The following is an 18,278-nucleotide window of genomic DNA, read 5'->3' as shown; positions in this document are numbered from 1 at the left end:
TATTTTTATACACCGCTATTCGCATGAAATTAAGCCATAGGTTACAATACAAACCAGCATCATTTTCAATATTGGCAATACTAAAAGCATGATTAATCAAGATACAATTGCAGCGCAAGCGACTGCACCCGGACGAGGTGGCGTTGGTATTATTCGCGTTTCTGGCAGCTTAGCCAAAACGGTAGCAGAGCATATTATTGGTCGCTGTCCTAAAACACGTTACGCAGACTATGTGCCTTTTAAGAGCTTAGACGGCGCACAGCTAGATCAAGGTATTGCCCTTTTCTTCCAAGGACCAAATTCTTTTACCGGTGAAGATGTACTTGAACTACAAGGACATGGCGGTCCTGTTGTACTCGATATGCTATTAAAAGAAATTAGCCATATTGAAGGTGTACGGTTAGCAAAACCAGGGGAATTCTCAGAACGTGCATTCATGAATGACAAGCTTGATTTAACACAAGCCGAAGCAATTGCCGACCTCATTAACGCAACCAGTGAGCAAGCTGCAAAAAGCGCCCTGCAATCTCTTCAAGGTGAGTTCTCAAAACACATAGAGATGCTGGTGGAAAAAGTCATTCATTTACGTATGTATGTTGAAGCAGCCATAGATTTTCCAGATGAAGAAATCGATTTTCTGACAGATGGAAAAGTAGCAAATGATCTCGATGCCATCATTCAACAACTTGATAATGTCACGCAACAAGCAAAGCAAGGGACGATAATGCGCGAAGGTATGCGTGTAGTCATTGCAGGTCGACCGAATGCGGGTAAATCTAGTTTATTAAATGCGTTAGCGGGTCGTGATGCAGCCATTGTTACCGACATAGCCGGCACCACACGAGACGTACTGCGAGAACATATTCATATAGATGGTATGCCGCTTCACATTATCGACACAGCCGGCCTTCGAGAAAGTCCAGACAAGGTAGAGCAAATTGGTATTGAACGCGCCTGGGAAGAAATTAATCAAGCCGATCGCGTGTTATTTATGTTAGACGGCACCGACACCGACGCTACAGATCCACATGCTATCTGGCCAGAGTTTATGTCTAAGTTACCACAAGGCATGGGCGTCACGGTGATCCGAAATAAAGCCGATATTTCGGGTGAAAATGTCGGTATGGATGAACATGATCAATACCCTGTCATTCGATTAAGCGCCAAAAATGCTGAAGGTATAGAGTTAGTTCGTACTCACTTAAAAGCATGTATCGGTTTTCAAGGCGCAACCGAAGGTGGCTTTATGGCCCGTCGTCGTCATCTCGATGCACTACACCATGCAGCGCATCATCTGCATACAGGTAAAGAGCAACTTGAACAGCATATTGCCGGTGAAATATTAGCTGAAGAGTTACGCTTAACTCAGCAGTTCCTAAATGAAATTACGGGTGAATTCACGTCTGATGATTTACTCGGCAAAATATTTAGCTCGTTCTGTATCGGTAAATAAACGCCGGTCATCATTATTAGAAAAGAGTCGCAAGACTCTTTTTTTGTTCATAAACTGCACTTTCATTAACAGGTTCAGTGCCGAATACAGCCAGCAATAAATCTTACACTCATTAATCTATTGATGTCATTTATAGGAGGACATCATGGATAAATATTACATTTTTCATCAATTACATCAGCAACAAACAGGCTTTGTATTACCTAATGCATGGGATCTAAGCTCAGCGCAATTTATTCAAGCTTCAGGAGCAAAAGCCCTTGCAACAACAAGCTGGGGAGTTGCCGCAAGTTATGGCTTACAAGATGGTGAGAAGATCCCATTTAATTACCTACTATCGCTGGTCAAAACACTCATCAATCACCTCACTATCCCTTTATCTGTAGACATTGAGTCAGGCTATAGTAACGACGCACAGGTCATTAGCCAGCATGTACTTAGCTTAGCCAAGTTAGGAGTTGTAGGTATAAATATAGAAGACTCTGACAAAGTAACATCACAGTTAAGATCGCTTGATCAACAGTGCACTATTATAGAGAAAATAAAGCAAACTCTGGAAGAAAATGGCTTCGAAAAGCTCTTTATTAATGTCAGAACCGACACATATTTAATAGAAAAAGATCCCTATGAGCTGACATTAGCACGAGCAAAAGCCTATGAAAATGCAGGAGCAGATGGTGTGTTTGTACCTGGACTTTGCAAAATTGAACAGATAAAAATGCTGGTTAACGCACTTAATATTCCAATAAATGTGATGGCAATGGCAGATTTTAACTGCCCAAAAATAGCATTTGCTGGTGGGGTTAAACGATTTTCTTTAGGGAATTCTCTTTATGATCTTGTTGGTGAAACGCTAAAAAAACACTTAACACAGCTTGGAAATAACGAGCCACCAGCCATAAAGCTGATCTAAAATACAATTTAGATCGGCGATTGGTAAAAATGTTATCCACATTTGGCCTGTTTTTAGATCTAAACAGCTAAACGATCACTATTTATCACTGTCATTTTTGTTATTCAGAGTAAATATGGCAGTTTTTTAGAGGTTTTTACCTTTAAAAACTAATTTTTTCGTTTATTTTTCGTTTTTTTCGATCGAATTTACCGATCGAAAAATACAATTCGATCGTTATCAACAAGCGATCTATCCACAAAACGATCTCACCAAATACCTCCCCCCGATCTGAGCGATTCTTTCAATTCAGATATTTAAAGATCAATCACTTAGCAAAGTTATGCACGTCTAGAAAATAGCCTTGATCAGAACTTTCCCCAAATTTACTAACAGCTTGATCAACGACTTTAAATTCGCGAAATAAATTAAAAACATTATAAATCATAAACTTAAAACAAAATAAAAATTAAAGAGTGATTTTTGAACATAAAAACTTATTCAGATCGTAATTCAACACTTTACTCACACTACAAGTTCGTTATTATGTGCCCACTTAACTCATTACACGATCAACGACATGCAATCAGTAAATATCATTGTGGGTAGTCAAATGGGATCTGCCGAATATGTTGCAGAGCAGCTCGCTGAAGCCCTTGAACAACAAGGGATTCAAGTAAAGCTTCATGAACAACCCGTTTTCAATGATATCGATCAACAAGACACTATCTGGCTATTATGTACGTCGACTTATGGTGCCGGTGATTACCCTGAAAACTTACTTCCTTTTATTGAATCAGTTAACCAACAAATTGATTTAAAAGGATTAAAGTACAGTGTTATAGGTTTAGGTGACACCAGTTACGACACATATAACTATGCAGGCCGTCATATTGATGATTTATTTATAAGTAAAGGCGCAAGCCGCGTAGCAGAACGTTTAGAGCTAAATATATTAGATGAACAACTGCCAGAAGATACGGCCTTAGCCTGGCTACCCAGCTGGATCAAGTCTGTGGGTCTTTAAAGTATAGAGTGGCAAGATCTATTAAAAAAGTTACCCACAATTTACTGATAATTTAGATCAGATTGTGGATAAACACTGATTTACCTGCGTTTTTAACCTAGTTTATCCATTGGATAAGATCCATTCGATATTGCCCTGTGTATAAATAGGTCTTTTGATCAGAGCTTGTTAGCGGTTAGATCCGATCATATTAACACCTTTGGATCTGACTTAAGATCATGTTTTAAATATAGAACTAAACATTATCAACAGAAAACCGCTTCAGTAGTAGTAAGAGTAATAAAAGATCTCTTTAAAAGATCCTTTATATTATTAGAGATCACCCACTTAGATCTTGAGCACTGTTTAATCATTTATCTTCTCTAAATTTCTAGGTAGAATACGCTCCCTTTACAAAGTTTTGCTGGTCGATTAAGTAGGATCCATAAATGATTTTTCACGAAAGTTTTGATGTTATTGTTGTCGGTGGCGGACATGCAGGTACTGAAGCCGCATTAGCCTCTGCTCGCATGGGTATGAATACCCTATTGCTAACACATAATATGGATACCCTTGGTCAAATGTCATGCAATCCAGCTATTGGGGGCATTGGCAAAGGTCATTTGGTTAAAGAAATTGATGCACTCGGTGGTGCAATGGCACAAGCCATTGATAAAGGCGGTATTCAATTCCGTACTTTAAATTCATCAAAAGGCCCTGCGGTTAGAGCAACTCGTGCACAAGCTGATCGTGCTTTGTATAAAGCAGCTATTCAACATACTTTACAACACCAAGAAAACTTAAAGATCTTCCAGCAATCATGTGATGATCTTATTGTTGAAGGTGAACGTGTACTCGGTGTTGTTACCCAAATGGGACTTCGCTTCAGCGCCCCTACTGTTGTGCTTACAGTGGGCACTTTCTTAGGTGGCCAGATCCACATCGGTTTAGAAAACTTTAAAGGGGGTCGCGCAGGTGATCCACCATCAATTGCTCTGGCACAACGTTTACGTGAATTACCTTTTAGAGTCGATCGTTTAAAAACGGGGACACCTCCACGTATTGATGCACGTACTGTTGATTTCAGTAAAATGCAAGAACAGCCAGGTGATACACCAACACCCGTGTTTTCATTTATGGGCAAGCAATCGGATCATCCACAGCAGATCCCGTGTTATATCACTTATACGAATGAAAAAACGCATGACGTGATCCGTAATAACTTACATCGTTCACCTATGTATTCAGGTGTTATTGAAGGTATTGGCCCACGTTACTGCCCTTCTATTGAAGATAAGATTGTTCGTTTTGCTGATAAAGACAAACACCAAATTTTTGTTGAACCTGAAGGTTTAACATCATACGAATTATACCCAAATGGCATTTCTACCAGTTTACCGTTTGATGTTCAGCTTGAAATTGTGCAATCAATTACTGGCTTTGAGAACGCACATATTTGTCGTCCTGGTTACGCAATTGAATATGACTTCTTTGACCCGCGTGATTTGAAACAATCATTAGAAACTAAATTTATTAACGGATTATTCTTTGCTGGCCAAATTAATGGCACCACGGGCTATGAAGAAGCGGGTGCTCAAGGGTTGATTGCTGGTATGAACGCCGCATTGCAAGTACAAGGCAAAGAGCCTTGGACTCCGCGTCGTGATGAAGCATACACAGGGGTATTAATTGACGATTTAGCGACGCTAGGTACAAAAGAACCCTACCGTATGTTTACCAGCCGTGCAGAATACCGATTATTACTTCGCGAAGATAATGCTGATATTCGTTTAACTGCAAAAGGCCGTGAATTAGGCTTGGTTGATGATGCTCGTTGGGCTGCATTTAATGAAAAAATGGAGATTATCGAGAAAGAATCGCAACGCCTAAAAGAAACGTGGATCCATAAGGATCATGTTGCGGTTGATCAAGTAAACGCATTATTAAAAACGCCACTGACGCGTGAAGCGAGTTTAGAGGATCTGATCCGTCGCCCTGAAATTCGTTATAACGATTTAATGGCTATTGAAGGATTAGGATCTGAATTTAATAACCAAGCTGCGCTTGAGCAAGTTGAGATCCATACAAAATACGCAGGCTACATTGCTCGTCAGCAAGATGAGATCAATAAACAATTGCGTCATGAGCAAACTGTATTACCAAAAGACTTTGATTACTCAACGGTTTCTGGTTTATCAAATGAAGTCGTTGCTAAATTAACAGATAGTCGTCCAGACACAATTGGTCAAGCGTCACGTATTTCAGGTATCACCCCTGCTGCTATTTCGCTATTATTAGTGTATCTGAAAAAGCAAGGCTTACTACGTAAGACTGCGTAGTTGGTAAGGAATACAGTGTTACAACAACAATTAACGTCACTGTTAGCGCAAACTGATATTGCGCTAACAGAAAAACAACAGCAGCAACTCGTTCAGTATGTTGAATTATTAGACAAGTGGAATAAAGCGTACAATTTAACATCGGTGCGCTTACCTGAAGAGATGATGATTAAGCATATTATGGATAGCTTAGTTGTTGCGCCACACCTAAAAGGCAAACATTACATTGATGTTGGCACCGGTCCGGGTTTACCGGGTATCGTATTAGCCATTGCTTTACCTGACACACAATTTATTTTGTTAGATAGTTTAGGTAAGCGAGTACGCTTTTTGATGCAGGTAAAACACGCACTGGGTCTTGAAAATGTAACCCCAGTACAGTCTAGAGTTGAAGAATATCAACCAAGTGTTAAATTAGATGGTGTATTAAGTCGTGCATTCGCCTCTTTGCAAGATATGGTTGACTGGTGTTCGCACTTGATTGATCATTCGGGTAAATTTATCGCCTTAAAAGGTGTATTTCCGAGCGACGAACTTGACTCATTACCAGCGGGTATAAAGTTTGACGAAAAAATTAGCTTGGAAGTACCTGAGTTAGATGCGCAAAGGCATTTAATTATTCTATCTAAAGACTAGGGATCAGAGCACTGTGGCAAAAGTCATCGCATTAGCAAACCAAAAAGGGGGGGTTGGTAAAACAACCACCGCTGTAAATCTTGCGGCTTCTATGGCCGCGACAAAGCGTAAAGTGTTATTAATCGATCTTGACCCACAAGGGAACGCGACCATGGGCAGCGGTGTCGATAAATACGGTGACGTTGCAACTATTTATGACTTATTGATAGAAGAAACCCCAATCGAAGAAGTAATCAATAAAGAAACGTCAGGTGAATATCATTTAATTGCAGCTAATGGCGATGTCACAGCAGCTGAAGTTAAATTGATGGAATTATTTGCCCGTGAAGTGCGTTTACGTAATGCCCTTGAAAAAGTGCAAGACCAATACGACTTCATTTTTATTGACTGCCCACCTTCACTGAATATGCTAACGGTTAATGCGATGGCAGCAGCTGATTCTATTTTAGTGCCTATGCAATGTGAGTATTATGCCCTTGAAGGTTTAACTGCATTAATGGACACCATTACTCAGCTGTCGAAGTTGGTCAATCCAGCGTTAACAATTGAAGGTATTTTACGCACCATGTATGATCCGCGTAATCGCCTTGCAAATGACGTATCTGAACAATTAAAACAACATTTTGGCGATAAAGTTTATCGTACCGTTATCCCACGTAATGTCCGTTTAGCAGAAGCGCCGAGCTTTGGTGCCCCTGCCATGTATTATGACCGCGCATCAAGTGGTGCAAAAGCATACTTAGCCCTTGCCGGTGAAATGTTACGTAGAAAAGAGAAAACATCTTCAGCAGTAGCCTAACTTTGAGGTAAAAAAATAACATGTCTGCTAAAAAACGCGGTTTAGGCCGAGGACTCGACGCTTTATTAAGTTCATCAAAACCTGCCCCAAGTGCAGATAATCAGCAACAAAATGCTGTAACAACAGAGCCTGTATCAGATGCTGTGGCAGAGCAAAATAAAGGTGAACTGCAAAAATTAGCGATTGAGTTTTTACAGTCAGGTAAATATCAACCACGTAAAGACATGTCTGAAGAAGCATTGGAAGAGCTTGCAAGCTCGATTCGTGCGCAAGGCATAATTCAACCTATTGTTGTGCGCCCTATTGGTGCAAATAAATACGAAATTATTGCTGGTGAACGTCGTTGGCGTGCTGCTCAATTAGCTAAATTAGATAGCGTACCTTGTATTATCAAAGACGTACCTGATGAAGCGGCTGTTGCTATTGCACTTATTGAAAATATTCAACGCGAAGATTTAAATGCAATGGAAGAAGCCATTGCACTTAATCGTTTATTGAATGAGTTTGAGCTTACTCATCAGCAAGTGGCCGAAGCTGTTGGTAAATCTCGTACCACAGTGACTAATTTACTACGCCTAAATAATCTTAACGAAGATGTTAAAATACTGTTAGAGCATGGCGACATTGAAATGGGTCATGCACGTTGTTTATTAGCACTTGAAGGTGAAGCGCAGTCAGATGCGGCGCGATTAGCTGTCGCAAAAGCGTTAACTGTGCGTGAAACTGAAAAGCTTGTTCGTTCAATTTTAGAACCAGCACCTCAAAAAGAAGTGCTCGAAAAAGATCCAGATGTCAAACAGTTAGAGCAAAAACTTGCCGAGAACTTAGGGGCTAAAGTAGAAATTAACTACAACAAAAAAGGCAAAGGCAAGCTGGTTATTTCGTACACAAGCTTTGATGAGTTAGATGGCATTTTAAGCCGTATAAATTAAGACTATTCCCGTCATTAATTAATAACATGTCCAAAAAGAGACATTTGTGGTGTTTTTGCGCTACAAAGGGTCGACTCAAGTTGCAAAACTGGTAGGAATCAGTATAATTTCGCCAGTTTTCATACCCTGACAATATGAACGTTCTTAAGGTTAATAAAACGTGACTAATAGGTTAGCAAAGCCATATAGGCTTGCCGCATTTAAATTAATTTGTCTTCAGGGTATCGTAGCGATAATCGCTGCAGTAATTGTTTATGTAGGTTGGGGAGTCAATGCCGGCCAGTCAGCGCTTGCTGGCGGAGCTGTTGCACTACTCCCTAATTTTGTATTTGTCGTTTATGCATTCAGATATATGGGTGCAAGTCGGACAAATCAAGTGTATGCCTCGCTAAAGCGCGGCAACGGATTAAAATTTATGCTAACAATTGTGTTGTTTGCACTGATACTGAAGTCTTACACGGTCGTTTTATTACCGTTTTTTTGTGTGTATGTATTGGTGTTATTTAGCGGATTGTTCGCACCCGTTTTTTTTAATCATTAACTTTTGGGATATAACATGGCTGCAGAAGAAGTAACTCTATCAAGCCATATTCAGCACCACTTAACCAATGCTAAGATGTGCTCGACCGACGCTGGTCTAGCCTTCAATAAAGCTTGTGCGGACAGTGGCTTCTGGACATGGAACATAGATACCCTCGCATGGTCAATCGGTTTAGGTCTTGTATTTTTATGGATCTTCCGTAGTGCCGCTAAAAAAGCAAATACCGGTGTACCTGGTAAATTTCAATGCTTCATTGAAATGATCGTTGAATTCGTTGGCGACAACGTACGCGATACTTACCACGGCAAAAGTAGTTTAATTGCTCCATTAGCTCTAACGATTTTTGTTTGGGTGTTCTTAATGAACTTAATGGACTTGATCCCGGTTGATTTCCTACCTGCATTCGCTGGCTTCGTTGGTGAGCAAGCATTTGGTATGGACTCTCACGACGTATACATGAAAATTGTACCGACAACAGACATCAATATGACTGCTGCGTTAGCAATCGGTGTATTTATTCTGATGATCGGTTACGCAATTAAAATCAAAGGGATTGGCGGTTTCTTAGCGGAACTAACACTGCACCCATTTAGCTCTAAAAACAAGCTAGCAATGGTGTTCTTAATCCCATGTAACTTATTACTAGAAACAATCGCTTTAGTTGCTAAGCCGTTCTCGTTAGCACTGCGTTTATTCGGTAACTTATATGCTGGTGAGTTGATTTTCATCTTGATCGGCGCTGTTGGTTTAATGCAACTACCGTTGCACTTTATTTGGGCTGTATTCCACATCTTAGTAATCGTGCTGCAAGCATTCGTATTTATGATGCTAACAATCGTTTACCTAAGCATGGCAAGCTCAGATAATCACTAATTTTTACACTTTTAAAATTTAATTTTAATTTACAATTGAAACTTTGGAGAAAAAAATGGAACTAGTATTAGGTCTTAAGTATATCGCTGTTGCTCTACTTATCGGCTTCGGTGCAATCGGTACTGCTATCGGCTTCGGTAACATGGGTGGTAAATTCCTAGAAGCATGTGCGCGTCAACCAGAGCTTGCACCTTCACTACAAGTTAAGATGTTCATCCTTGCTGGTCTAATCGATGCCGTAGCTATGATCGGTGTTGGTATCGCAATGGTATTGTTGTTCGTACTTTAATATTATTTTTTGAACAGCTTACTATTTTAAGGAGGAGCGGTCGTGAACTTAACAGCCACTCTTATCGGTGAATTAATTGCATTTACGGTATTCGTACTTTTCTGTATGAAATACGTATGGCCACCACTAAATGGTGCAATTGAAGCTCGCCAGAAGAAAATCGAAGATGGTTTAGCTGCCTCTGATAGAGCCGAAAAAGACTTAGAACTTGCGCAAAAGAAAGCTGCTGAGCAGCTTAAAGAGGCAAAAGCTCAAGCGGCTGATATCATTGAACAAGCTAAAAAGCGTGCCACGCTTATCGTTGACGAAGAAACTGTTCGTGGTCAACAAGAGCGTGAAAAAATTATTGCTCAAGGGCACTCTGAAATCGAAGCAGAGCGTAACCGTGTAACAGAAGAGCTACGTAAGAAAGTAGCAACTCTGGCCGTGGTTGGTGCTGAGAAGATTCTAGAGCGCGAAATCAATCAAGCCGCACACAGTGACATCGTTGAAAAACTTGTCGCTGAGCTGTAATTAGGAGGGTATGAGCATGTCTGAATTGGCTACTATCGCTCGCCCATACGCTAAAGCGGCTTTTGAACTTGCTGTTGAAAAAGGCACTGTTGAAAGTTGGAACGACATGCTGTTCTTTGCTGGCCAAGTTGCCAGCAATGAGCAAGCCGCTGCTGCGCTAGCTGGATTGCCTACTGCTACTGAAAAAGCAGGTCTTTTTATTAAGATCTGTGCAGAGCAGCTCAACGAACAAGGCCAGAACCTAGTTAAGGTAATGGCTGAAAATGGTCGTTTAGTTGCACTGCCTGCTGTTGCAGAGTTATTCGCTGAATTAAAAGCGGATTACGATAAAGAAACCGACGTAGACGTGGTTTCTGCAACACCGCTTTCTGCTGAGCAGCAAGCAACATTGGTAGCGGCACTTGAAAAACGTTTCGCACGCAAAGTTAAGCTGAATTGTAGTGAAGACGCTACAGTTGTTGGCGGCCTTATTATTAAGGCGGGTGACACTGTAATTGACGGCTCAGTACGCGGCAAGTTAGCCCGCTTAGCTACATCACTACAATCGTAATTGGGAAAAAGAGCATGCAACTTAATTCCACTGAAATTTCAGATCTGATCAAACAACGTATTGAGCAGTTCGAAGTTGTAAGTGAAGCTCGTAACGAAGGTACTATCGTATCTGTTACAGACGGTATCATCCGCATCCACGGTCTAGCTGACTGTATGCAAGGTGAGATGGTTGAGCTTCCTGGCAACCGTTATGCTATCGCACTAAACCTTGAGCGTGACTCAGTAGGTGCAGTAGTTATGGGTCCATACGCAGACCTTAAAGAAGGCGTAAAAGTTAAATCAACTGGTCGTATTTTAGAAGTTCCTGTTGGTCGTGGTCTACTTGGTCGTGTTGTTAACACTCTAGGTGCCCCTATCGATGGTAAAGGCGCTTTAGATAACGACGGTTTTGAACCTGTTGAGAAAATCGCACCAGGCGTAATCGAGCGCCAATCAGTAGATGAGCCAGTTCAAACTGGTTATAAATCTATCGATGCGATGATCCCAGTTGGTCGTGGTCAGCGTGAGCTTGTAATCGGTGACCGCCAAACAGGTAAAACTGCTTTAGCTATCGATGCAATCATCAACCAAAAGAACACAGGCGTTAAGTGTGTGTACGTAGCGGTTGGTCAAAAAGCATCTACAATTGCTAACGTAGTACGTAAATTAGAAGAGCACGGTGCACTTGAAAACACAATTATTGTGGTTGCATCGGCTTCTGAATCTGCGGCACTTCAGTACCTAGCACCATTTGCTGGTTGTACTATGGGTGAATACTTCCGTGACCGTGGTGAAGACGCATTAATCGTATATGATGATTTATCTAAGCAAGCAGTTGCTTACCGTCAAATCTCATTGCTACTTAAGCGTCCACCAGGTCGTGAAGCATACCCAGGTGACGTATTCTACCTTCACTCTCGTCTTCTAGAGCGTGCATCACGTGTAAACGCTGATTACGTTGAGAAGTTCACTAATGGTGAAGTGAAAGGTAAAACAGGTTCACTGACGGCATTGCCAATCATTGAAACTCAAGGCGGCGACGTTTCTGCGTTCGTACCGACAAACGTTATCTCTATCACCGATGGTCAGATTTTCTTAGAAACTGACTTATTCAACTCAGGTATCCGTCCAGCTGTTAACGCTGGTATCTCGGTATCGCGTGTTGGTGGTGCAGCGCAAACTAAAATCGTTAAGAAACTAGGTGGTGGTATCCGTCTAGCGTTAGCTCAGTACCGTGAATTAGCTGCGTTCTCGCAGTTCGCGTCTGACCTTGACGATGCAACACGCTCTCAATTAGAGCATGGTGAGCGCGTAACAGAGCTAATGAAGCAGAAACAGTACGCACCAATGTCTGTTGCTGAAATGTCTCTGTCGCTATTCGCAGCTGAAAAAGGCTACCTAAAAGACATCGAAATCGCGAAAATCGGTGACTTTGAAGCGGGCTTAATTTCTTATGCAAACAGCACATACGCAGAGCTAATGGCTCAAATCAATGAAACTGGTAACTACAACGCTGAGATTGAAGCGCAACTTAAAGAACTTCTAGAGAAGTTCAAGTCGACGCAAACTTGGTAATTTAGTTATGAATGGTGAGCTTTAGGCAACTAAAGCCCACCTGATTCGGAGAGAGAGTCATGGCCAGCGGAAAAGAGATTAAAAGCAAGATCGGGAGTATCAAGAATACTCAAAAGATCACCAGCGCAATGGAAATGGTTGCTGCGTCTAAAATGAAAAAGGCGCAAGAACGTGTGGCATCAAGCCGTCCATACGCTGAAAACTTACGCAAAGTGATTGGTCGTGTTGCTCAAGCAAATCTTGATTTTACTCACCCTTTTTTAGAAGAGCGTGAAGTAAAACGAGTTGGTTATATTGTTATCTCTACTGACCGTGGTCTATGTGGTGGCTTGAACTCTAACGAGTTCAAAAAAGTTGCCCTAGACGTGAAAACGTGGAAAGAAAAAGGCGTTGATGCTGAATTTACTACTTTAGGTAGCAAAGCAGCAGGCTTTTTCCAACGTTTCGGCGGTAAGTTAGTCGCTAAAAAGGCGAACTTAGGAGATACACCTTCATTACAAGACGTTATTGGTCCTGTAAAAACGATGCTAGATGCATACTCTGAAGGCAAAATTGACCGCTTATACGTCGTATTTAACAAGTTCGTTAATACGATGAAGCAAGAGCCAACAATCGATCAGTTACTCCCTTTGCCAAAAGCTGAAGAAGAAGTATCTCAACATTCTTGGGATTACTTATATGAGCCAAACCCAGAAGCTATTTTAGAAGCTCTGTTAGTACGCTTTATTGAGTCTCAAGTATACCAAGGTGTAGTTGAGAACGCTGCCTCTGAACAGGCTGCCCGTATGGTTGCAATGAAAGCTGCAACTGATAATGCTGGCGACCTTATGGATGAGTTACAGCTTGTTTATAACAAGGCTCGTCAAGCTGCAATCACACAAGAAATCAGTGAGATTGTTGGCGGCTCGGCAGCAGTTTAACGCTTCGGCAAAGTTTAATGAGAGGAATAGACATGAGTTTAGGTAAGGTCGTCCAAATTATCGGCGCCGTTGTGGATATCGAATTTCCACAAGACAACGTGCCAGCCGTATATGACGCACTAAAAGTAACAGATGGCGACTTAGCGGGTTTAACTTTAGAAGTTCAACAACAGCTAGGTGGCGGTGTGGTACGTGGTATCGCACTTGGTACTACTGACGGTTTACGTCGTGGTACATCAGTAGAAGGTACAGGTCAGCCAATCCACGTTCCAGTAGGTACGAAGACACTAGGTCGTATCATGGACGTACTTGGTAACCCTATTGATGAAGCTGGTCCAATTGGTGAAGAAGAGCGTATGTCTATTCACCGTGCAGCGCCTTCTTATGAAGAACAATCAAGTTCAGTTGAACTTTTAGAGACGGGTATCAAGGTAATCGACCTTGTATGTCCATTCGCTAAAGGTGGTAAAGTTGGTTTATTCGGTGGTGCCGGTGTAGGTAAAACCGTAAACATGATGGAACTTATCCGTAACATCGCAATCGAGCACAGCGGCTACTCAGTATTCGCAGGTGTTGGTGAGCGTACACGTGAGGGTAATGACTTCTACCATGAGATGAACGACTCAAACGTACTAGATAAAGTATCACTAGTATACGGTCAAATGAATGAGCCACCGGGTAACCGTTTACGCGTAGCGTTAACAGGTCTTACGATGGCAGAGAAGTTCCGTGACGAAGGTCGTGACGTACTTTTCTTCGTTGATAACATCTACCGTTATACACTAGCGGGTACAGAGGTATCAGCACTTCTAGGTCGTATGCCATCAGCGGTAGGTTACCAGCCTACACTTGCTGAAGAAATGGGTGTACTTCAAGAGCGTATCGCATCAACTAAGACGGGTTCAATCACATCAATCCAAGCGGTATACGTACCTGCGGATGACTTAACTGACCCATCTCCAGCAACAACGTTTGCTCACTTAGATGCAACAGTAGTACTTTCTCGTGATATCGCGTCACTTGGTATCTACCCTGCGGTAGACCCACTTGATTCATCTTCACGTCAACTTGACCCATTAGTAATTGGTCAAGAGCACTACGATACAGCGCGTGGCGTTCAAACAGTTCTTCAACGTTATAAAGAACTGAAAGACATCATCGCAATCCTAGGTATGGACGAGCTTTCTGACGAAGATAAGCAAGTTGTATCTCGTGCACGTAAAATCCAGCGTTTCTTATCTCAGCCGTTCTTCGTTGCTGAGGTATTTACAGGCGCGCCTGGTAAATACGTGTCACTTAAAGACACAATTGCTGGCTTCAAAGGTATCTTAAACGGTGAGTTTGATGATATGCCAGAGCAAGCGTTCTACATGGTTGGCTCTATTGAAGAAGCTCAAGAAAAAGCCAAAAGCATGTAATTAGGAGGGTAGTATGGCGGCTATGACTGTACATCTTGACGTAGTAAGCGCAGAAGAGAGCTTGTTCTCTGGTCTGGTTGAATCGATTCAAGTAAGTGGTAGTGAAGGTGACCTTGGTGTTAACTATGGCCACGCTCCATTATTAACTGCCCTAAAACCTGGTATGGTACGTTTAGTTAAGCAATTTGGTCACGAAGACGTGATGTATGTTGCTGGCGGTACGCTAGAAGTTCAACCTGATCGTATTACGATTCTTGCTGATACAGCAGTACGTGGTGAAGATCTGGACGAGCAAGCGGCTGAAAAAGCGAAACGTGATGCTGAAGAGCAAATGGCGAATACGTCAACTGCTGAGTTAGATTATCAACAAGCTGCAGTGCAACTTGCTGAAGCAATCGCTCAACTTCGCGTAATTCAACAATTACGCAAAAAGTAAGCCTACTCGGTTTTGTAAAAGCCCACTTAATGTGGGCTTTTTTGTGCCTGTAATTTACTCAACATTTATGTAATACCATTCCGCTTAATTTAGTGATCTATTTTGAGGCAATAAAACCGCGTTGATAACAAGGCAAAAATTTAGTTATTTAGTTGTTCTAAATCAGAAATTTTTAACGCAGGTAGCGACTGGTTTAATCACTCAAAATGATTAAGTATTATTATAGACCACTTAATTAAGCACAATGGTATAAGCAAACTCGTTTAAAGCGCCCTATTCTTCGTTTAGTACTTATATCCTTCATCAAAGCCCGTTACAATGTGGTGTATTAAATGTGAATAAGTATTTCATCTAAGGTTCAGTCCTCTTTATTAGGATTGAGTATTTGCACATGACGTGACTTACCTAACCAAGGTTGACTTATTTATTACACTCATTAACAGCTCAACTAAAACAAAGAAAGAAGGATATTGTTTTAATGTCTCTGACAACCGTTATTCTCGCTGCGGGTAAAGGTACTCGTATGCGTTCAGCACTCCCAAAGGTGCTTCATAAAGTGGCTGGAAAGCCGATGGTGCAACATGTAATTGATAATGCCACGGCCTTAGGCGCACGTGAGACCAACTTAGTTTATGGCCACGGTCGCGATCAATTGCAAGCCGCCCTTTCTCATAATCAAGTAAATTGGGTGCTACAAGAAGAACAACTTGGTACTGGCCATGCTGTCGCGGTCGCTAAAGAGCATATCGCTGATGATGATACCGTGTTGATTTTATACGGTGATGTTCCCCTTACAAAACGTGCGACGTTAGAAAAGTTACTTGCTGTTACGCCTAAAAACGGACTTGCAGTATTAACAGTAACATTAGACGACCCATCTGGTTATGGGCGTATGCTGCGTGAAAATGGCAAATTAGTCGGTATTATTGAGCAAAAAGATGCGACCGCTGAGCAATTAGCGATTAAAGAAATCAACACTGGCATTATGGCTGCCAATGGTGAATTACTGAAACGTTGGTTAAGTAACCTATCGAATAACAATGCTCAAGGTGAATACTACCTAACAGATATTGTTGCCATGGCTCACAGTGAAGGCGTTGAAATCACCTCTGCACAACCTGAGCATCCAATGGAAGTTGAAGGCGCAAACAACCGTGTACAACTAGCGGCACTTGAGCGTGCTTATCAAGCATGGCAAGCCGAGGAGCTGATGTTAAACGGTGCCACCCTTGCCGACCCTGCACGCATTGATGTACGCGGTGAAGTAACAACGGGTGAAGATGTACTTATTGATGTTAATGTTATTTTTGAAGGTAAAGTAACACTGGGTAATAATGTACAAATAGGTCCTAATTGCGTACTTAAAGACTGCACCATTGGTGATAACGTTATTATTAAAGCCAATTCATTAGTCGAAGAAGCAACTGTTGCGACTAAATGTACTTTAGGTCCATTTGCACGACTGCGTCCTGGTGCCATTATGGAAGAAGATTCTCACATTGGTAATTTTGTCGAAATGAAAAAGACCCGCTTAGGTAAGGGCTCAAAAGCAAACCACCTTACTTATTTAGGTGATGCTGAAATCGGCGAAAAGGTAAATATTGGTGCGGGTACCATTACCTGTAACTACGACGGTGTAAATAAATCAAAAACCATCATCGGTGATAACGCCTTTATTGGTTCAAACTCATCGCTTGTCGCTCCTGTGAATATTGGTTCAACAGCAACGATTGGTGCGGGCTCTGTGATCACTAATACTGTTGAAGATGAACAACTGGCGGTAGCGCGTGGTAAACAGCGTAATCTCAGTGGTTGGAAGCGCCCTGTTAAAAAACAGTAAGCTGCATTAAACCTAATTGAAAAAGGCGAGTTCACACTCGCTTTTTTTATGCCCGGATTTTGTTCACATAAAAATGCCATATTGTTGTCATGCCTGTGTGTTGTTATGTAGTAAATACAACACAAAGGAAAAATAATAATGTTAAAAAGATCAATGCTTGCTCTGTCACTGTTGTCTATTCTTACGGGGTGCTCATTAGAGGGAGATGATGGAAAAGACGGTTTACAAGGTGAGCAAGGTCCCGCAGGTCAAGATGGTGTTAATGGCACTAATGCACATTCAGCTTTAAATATTCATCTTATTGGCCGTGCAGTATTAAATGCACAAAGCCCAGAAGGTGCCGCAGAGATTGTGGCCTATCAAGCGGCTAAAAAAAGAAATTTTGCAATTAATAGTTCGGGTGATTCTGCTGTGGTTAATATCATTCCGGCTGATAGCTTTGACAGAGCTGCGCTCGTAAAGGATAACGAAGGCGTTGTAAACGGCACTAATTTGGCCTCTGCAATTACCGTGTCTCTTAATGAGCACAGTGCGGGTGATGCAAACAGTATCGCCATCGATGAAAATAACGAATTACTTGCTGTAGCTATGGCTGCAAAAACAACGGGTGATGCGGGGCTTATCGCATTTTATGATATTAGTGGCGACGAGCCTCAGTTTATTAAGAATGTATCTGTAGGCGCCCTGCCCGACATGGTTACCTTTAGCCATGATGGTAATAAAGTACTGGTTGCAAACGAAGGCGAACCGAATGGGGATTACAGTATTGATCCTGAAGGCTCAATTAGCATCATTAACATCAATGATGGCGTGATTGCTGACACTGCTATTAGCATCACCTTCGCAGCCTATAACGATAAACAAGCAGAGCTTGAAGAATTAGGGATTGTTTTTGCTAATCCGACAGGTCGTACAATCAACGGCAAGCTAATTAATACAACCGTAGCTATGGATTTAGAGCCTGAGTACATCAGCATCTCTAAAGACAATAAGTTTGCCTACGTTTCACTACAAGAAAATAATGCCCTGGCTATCGTTAATTTGGAAAATAATAGCTTAGAGCTAAAAGGGTTAGGCTTCAAAGACTGGTCTAATTTACTCATTGATGCATCAGATAAAGATGGAGGGGTGAACTTTAAATCATACCCAGGCTTATATGGTATGTATCAACCCGATACTATCGCTAGTTTCAGCTGGAAAGGTGCAAATTTCATCGTTACAGCTAACGAAGGCGATGCACGAGAATACTTCTTTGACACAGCCGACGAAGCTGATTGTATAGCAA

18 protein-coding genes (1 of these 18 cut by a window edge) are annotated in these 18,278 nt (G+C 41.6%); all 18 read left to right on the top strand.

Annotated elements, in window-relative coordinates; translation table 11 throughout:
* Positions 1–88: 88 nt before the first annotated feature.
* Entirely contained in the window at positions 89–1,453 is a 1,365-nt protein-coding gene (mnmE, locus tag D0907_RS00185; protein ID WP_065978282.1) for a tRNA uridine-5-carboxymethylaminomethyl(34) synthesis GTPase MnmE, read from the top strand.
* 145 nt (positions 1,454–1,598) lie between these two features.
* Positions 1,599–2,366 carry an isocitrate lyase/PEP mutase family protein gene (locus D0907_RS00180; protein WP_118843865.1) on the top strand — a complete coding sequence of 256 codons (768 nt, stop codon included), beginning with the start codon at positions 1,599–1,601 and terminating at the stop codon, positions 2,364–2,366.
* Between the two features lie 559 nt (positions 2,367–2,925).
* Positions 2,926–3,372, top strand: coding sequence for an FMN-binding protein MioC (gene mioC / locus D0907_RS00175; RefSeq protein WP_118843864.1), 447 nt, complete (start codon positions 2,926–2,928; stop codon positions 3,370–3,372).
* Between the two features lie 428 nt (positions 3,373–3,800).
* A complete protein-coding gene (mnmG, locus tag D0907_RS00170; protein ID WP_065978285.1) occupies positions 3,801–5,690 on the top strand; it encodes a tRNA uridine-5-carboxymethylaminomethyl(34) synthesis enzyme MnmG in 1,890 nt (629 codons plus the stop codon).
* Positions 5,691–5,705: 15 nt separating this feature from the next.
* On the top strand, positions 5,706–6,326 hold the full coding sequence (gene rsmG / locus D0907_RS00165) for a 16S rRNA (guanine(527)-N(7))-methyltransferase RsmG (RefSeq protein ID WP_036973708.1): 621 nt from the start codon (positions 5,706–5,708) through the stop codon (positions 6,324–6,326).
* A gap of 13 nt (positions 6,327–6,339) precedes the next feature.
* Entirely contained in the window at positions 6,340–7,125 is a 786-nt protein-coding gene (locus D0907_RS00160; RefSeq protein ID WP_036973709.1) for a ParA family protein, read from the top strand.
* A 20-nt stretch (positions 7,126–7,145) separates the two neighbouring features.
* Positions 7,146–8,057, top strand: a complete 912-nt coding sequence (locus tag D0907_RS00155; RefSeq protein WP_036973710.1) for a ParB/RepB/Spo0J family partition protein — start codon at positions 7,146–7,148, stop codon at positions 8,055–8,057.
* Positions 8,058–8,217: 160 nt separating this feature from the next.
* Positions 8,218–8,598, top strand: a complete 381-nt coding sequence (locus D0907_RS00150) for an ATP synthase subunit I (protein ID WP_118843863.1) — start codon at positions 8,218–8,220, stop codon at positions 8,596–8,598.
* A gap of 15 nt (positions 8,599–8,613) precedes the next feature.
* Positions 8,614–9,471, top strand: a complete 858-nt coding sequence (atpB, locus tag D0907_RS00145; protein ID WP_118843862.1) for a F0F1 ATP synthase subunit A — start codon at positions 8,614–8,616, stop codon at positions 9,469–9,471.
* Positions 9,472–9,526: 55 nt separating this feature from the next.
* Positions 9,527–9,760 carry a F0F1 ATP synthase subunit C gene (gene atpE, locus D0907_RS00140; protein WP_004335261.1) on the top strand — a complete coding sequence of 78 codons (234 nt, stop codon included), beginning with the start codon at positions 9,527–9,529 and terminating at the stop codon, positions 9,758–9,760.
* Positions 9,761–9,802: 42 nt separating this feature from the next.
* Positions 9,803–10,273: a F0F1 ATP synthase subunit B gene (gene atpF, locus D0907_RS00135; RefSeq protein WP_036973713.1), complete on the top strand. Its 471-nt coding sequence runs from the start codon at positions 9,803–9,805 to the stop codon at positions 10,271–10,273.
* 16 nt (positions 10,274–10,289) lie between these two features.
* Positions 10,290–10,823, top strand: coding sequence for a F0F1 ATP synthase subunit delta (atpH, locus tag D0907_RS00130; RefSeq protein WP_036973714.1), 534 nt, complete (start codon positions 10,290–10,292; stop codon positions 10,821–10,823).
* Positions 10,824–10,837: 14 nt separating this feature from the next.
* Positions 10,838–12,379, top strand: coding sequence for a F0F1 ATP synthase subunit alpha (gene atpA, locus D0907_RS00125; protein ID WP_036973715.1), 1,542 nt, complete (start codon positions 10,838–10,840; stop codon positions 12,377–12,379).
* Positions 12,380–12,438: 59 nt separating this feature from the next.
* Positions 12,439–13,299, top strand: coding sequence for a F0F1 ATP synthase subunit gamma (gene atpG / locus D0907_RS00120; protein ID WP_118843861.1), 861 nt, complete (start codon positions 12,439–12,441; stop codon positions 13,297–13,299).
* A 32-nt stretch (positions 13,300–13,331) separates the two neighbouring features.
* Positions 13,332–14,717 (top strand): F0F1 ATP synthase subunit beta, encoded by a 1,386-nt coding sequence (gene atpD / locus D0907_RS00115; protein ID WP_036973717.1) that lies wholly within the window; start codon positions 13,332–13,334, stop codon positions 14,715–14,717.
* Positions 14,718–14,730: 13 nt separating this feature from the next.
* Positions 14,731–15,153, top strand: coding sequence for a F0F1 ATP synthase subunit epsilon (locus D0907_RS00110; protein WP_036973718.1), 423 nt, complete (start codon positions 14,731–14,733; stop codon positions 15,151–15,153).
* Positions 15,154–15,631: 478 nt separating this feature from the next.
* Positions 15,632–16,993: a bifunctional UDP-N-acetylglucosamine diphosphorylase/glucosamine-1-phosphate N-acetyltransferase GlmU gene (gene glmU / locus D0907_RS00105; RefSeq protein WP_065978286.1), complete on the top strand. Its 1,362-nt coding sequence runs from the start codon at positions 15,632–15,634 to the stop codon at positions 16,991–16,993.
* A 138-nt stretch (positions 16,994–17,131) separates the two neighbouring features.
* Positions 17,132–18,278 carry the 5' portion of a choice-of-anchor I family protein gene (locus D0907_RS00100; protein ID WP_118843860.1) on the top strand. The gene runs 638 nt beyond the window's last position, so only the first 1,147 of its 1,785 coding nucleotides appear in the window; it begins with the start codon at positions 17,132–17,134; the stop codon falls past the right edge of the window.

The sequence above is a fragment of the Pseudoalteromonas lipolytica genome, from assembly GCF_003515105.1.
GTDB lineage: Bacteria > Pseudomonadota > Gammaproteobacteria > Enterobacterales > Alteromonadaceae > Pseudoalteromonas > Pseudoalteromonas lipolytica.
This window is presented reverse-complemented; position numbering and strand designations above follow the sequence as displayed.

What these genes read in the sequence shown, in the direction of transcription:
- atpH (WP_036973714.1), top strand. Translation starts at nt 10,290, where the DNA reads ATGTCTGAATTGGCTACTATCGCTCGCCCATACGCTAAAGCGGCTTTT.
- atpB (WP_118843862.1), top strand. Translation starts at nt 8,614, where the DNA reads ATGGCTGCAGAAGAAGTAACTCTATCAAGCCATATTCAGCACCACTTA.
- mnmG (WP_065978285.1), top strand. Translation starts at nt 3,801, where the DNA reads ATGATTTTTCACGAAAGTTTTGATGTTATTGTTGTCGGTGGCGGACAT.
- atpE (WP_004335261.1), top strand. Translation starts at nt 9,527, where the DNA reads ATGGAACTAGTATTAGGTCTTAAGTATATCGCTGTTGCTCTACTTATC.
- atpG (WP_118843861.1), top strand. Translation starts at nt 12,439, where the DNA reads ATGGCCAGCGGAAAAGAGATTAAAAGCAAGATCGGGAGTATCAAGAAT.
- D0907_RS00110 (WP_036973718.1), top strand. Translation starts at nt 14,731, where the DNA reads ATGGCGGCTATGACTGTACATCTTGACGTAGTAAGCGCAGAAGAGAGC.
- mnmE (WP_065978282.1), top strand. Translation starts at nt 89, where the DNA reads ATGATTAATCAAGATACAATTGCAGCGCAAGCGACTGCACCCGGACGA.
- D0907_RS00180 (WP_118843865.1), top strand. Translation starts at nt 1,599, where the DNA reads ATGGATAAATATTACATTTTTCATCAATTACATCAGCAACAAACAGGC.
- atpA (WP_036973715.1), top strand. Translation starts at nt 10,838, where the DNA reads ATGCAACTTAATTCCACTGAAATTTCAGATCTGATCAAACAACGTATT.
- glmU (WP_065978286.1), top strand. Translation starts at nt 15,632, where the DNA reads ATGTCTCTGACAACCGTTATTCTCGCTGCGGGTAAAGGTACTCGTATG.
- D0907_RS00155 (WP_036973710.1), top strand. Translation starts at nt 7,146, where the DNA reads ATGTCTGCTAAAAAACGCGGTTTAGGCCGAGGACTCGACGCTTTATTA.
- atpD (WP_036973717.1), top strand. Translation starts at nt 13,332, where the DNA reads ATGAGTTTAGGTAAGGTCGTCCAAATTATCGGCGCCGTTGTGGATATC.
- mioC (WP_118843864.1), top strand. Translation starts at nt 2,926, where the DNA reads ATGCAATCAGTAAATATCATTGTGGGTAGTCAAATGGGATCTGCCGAA.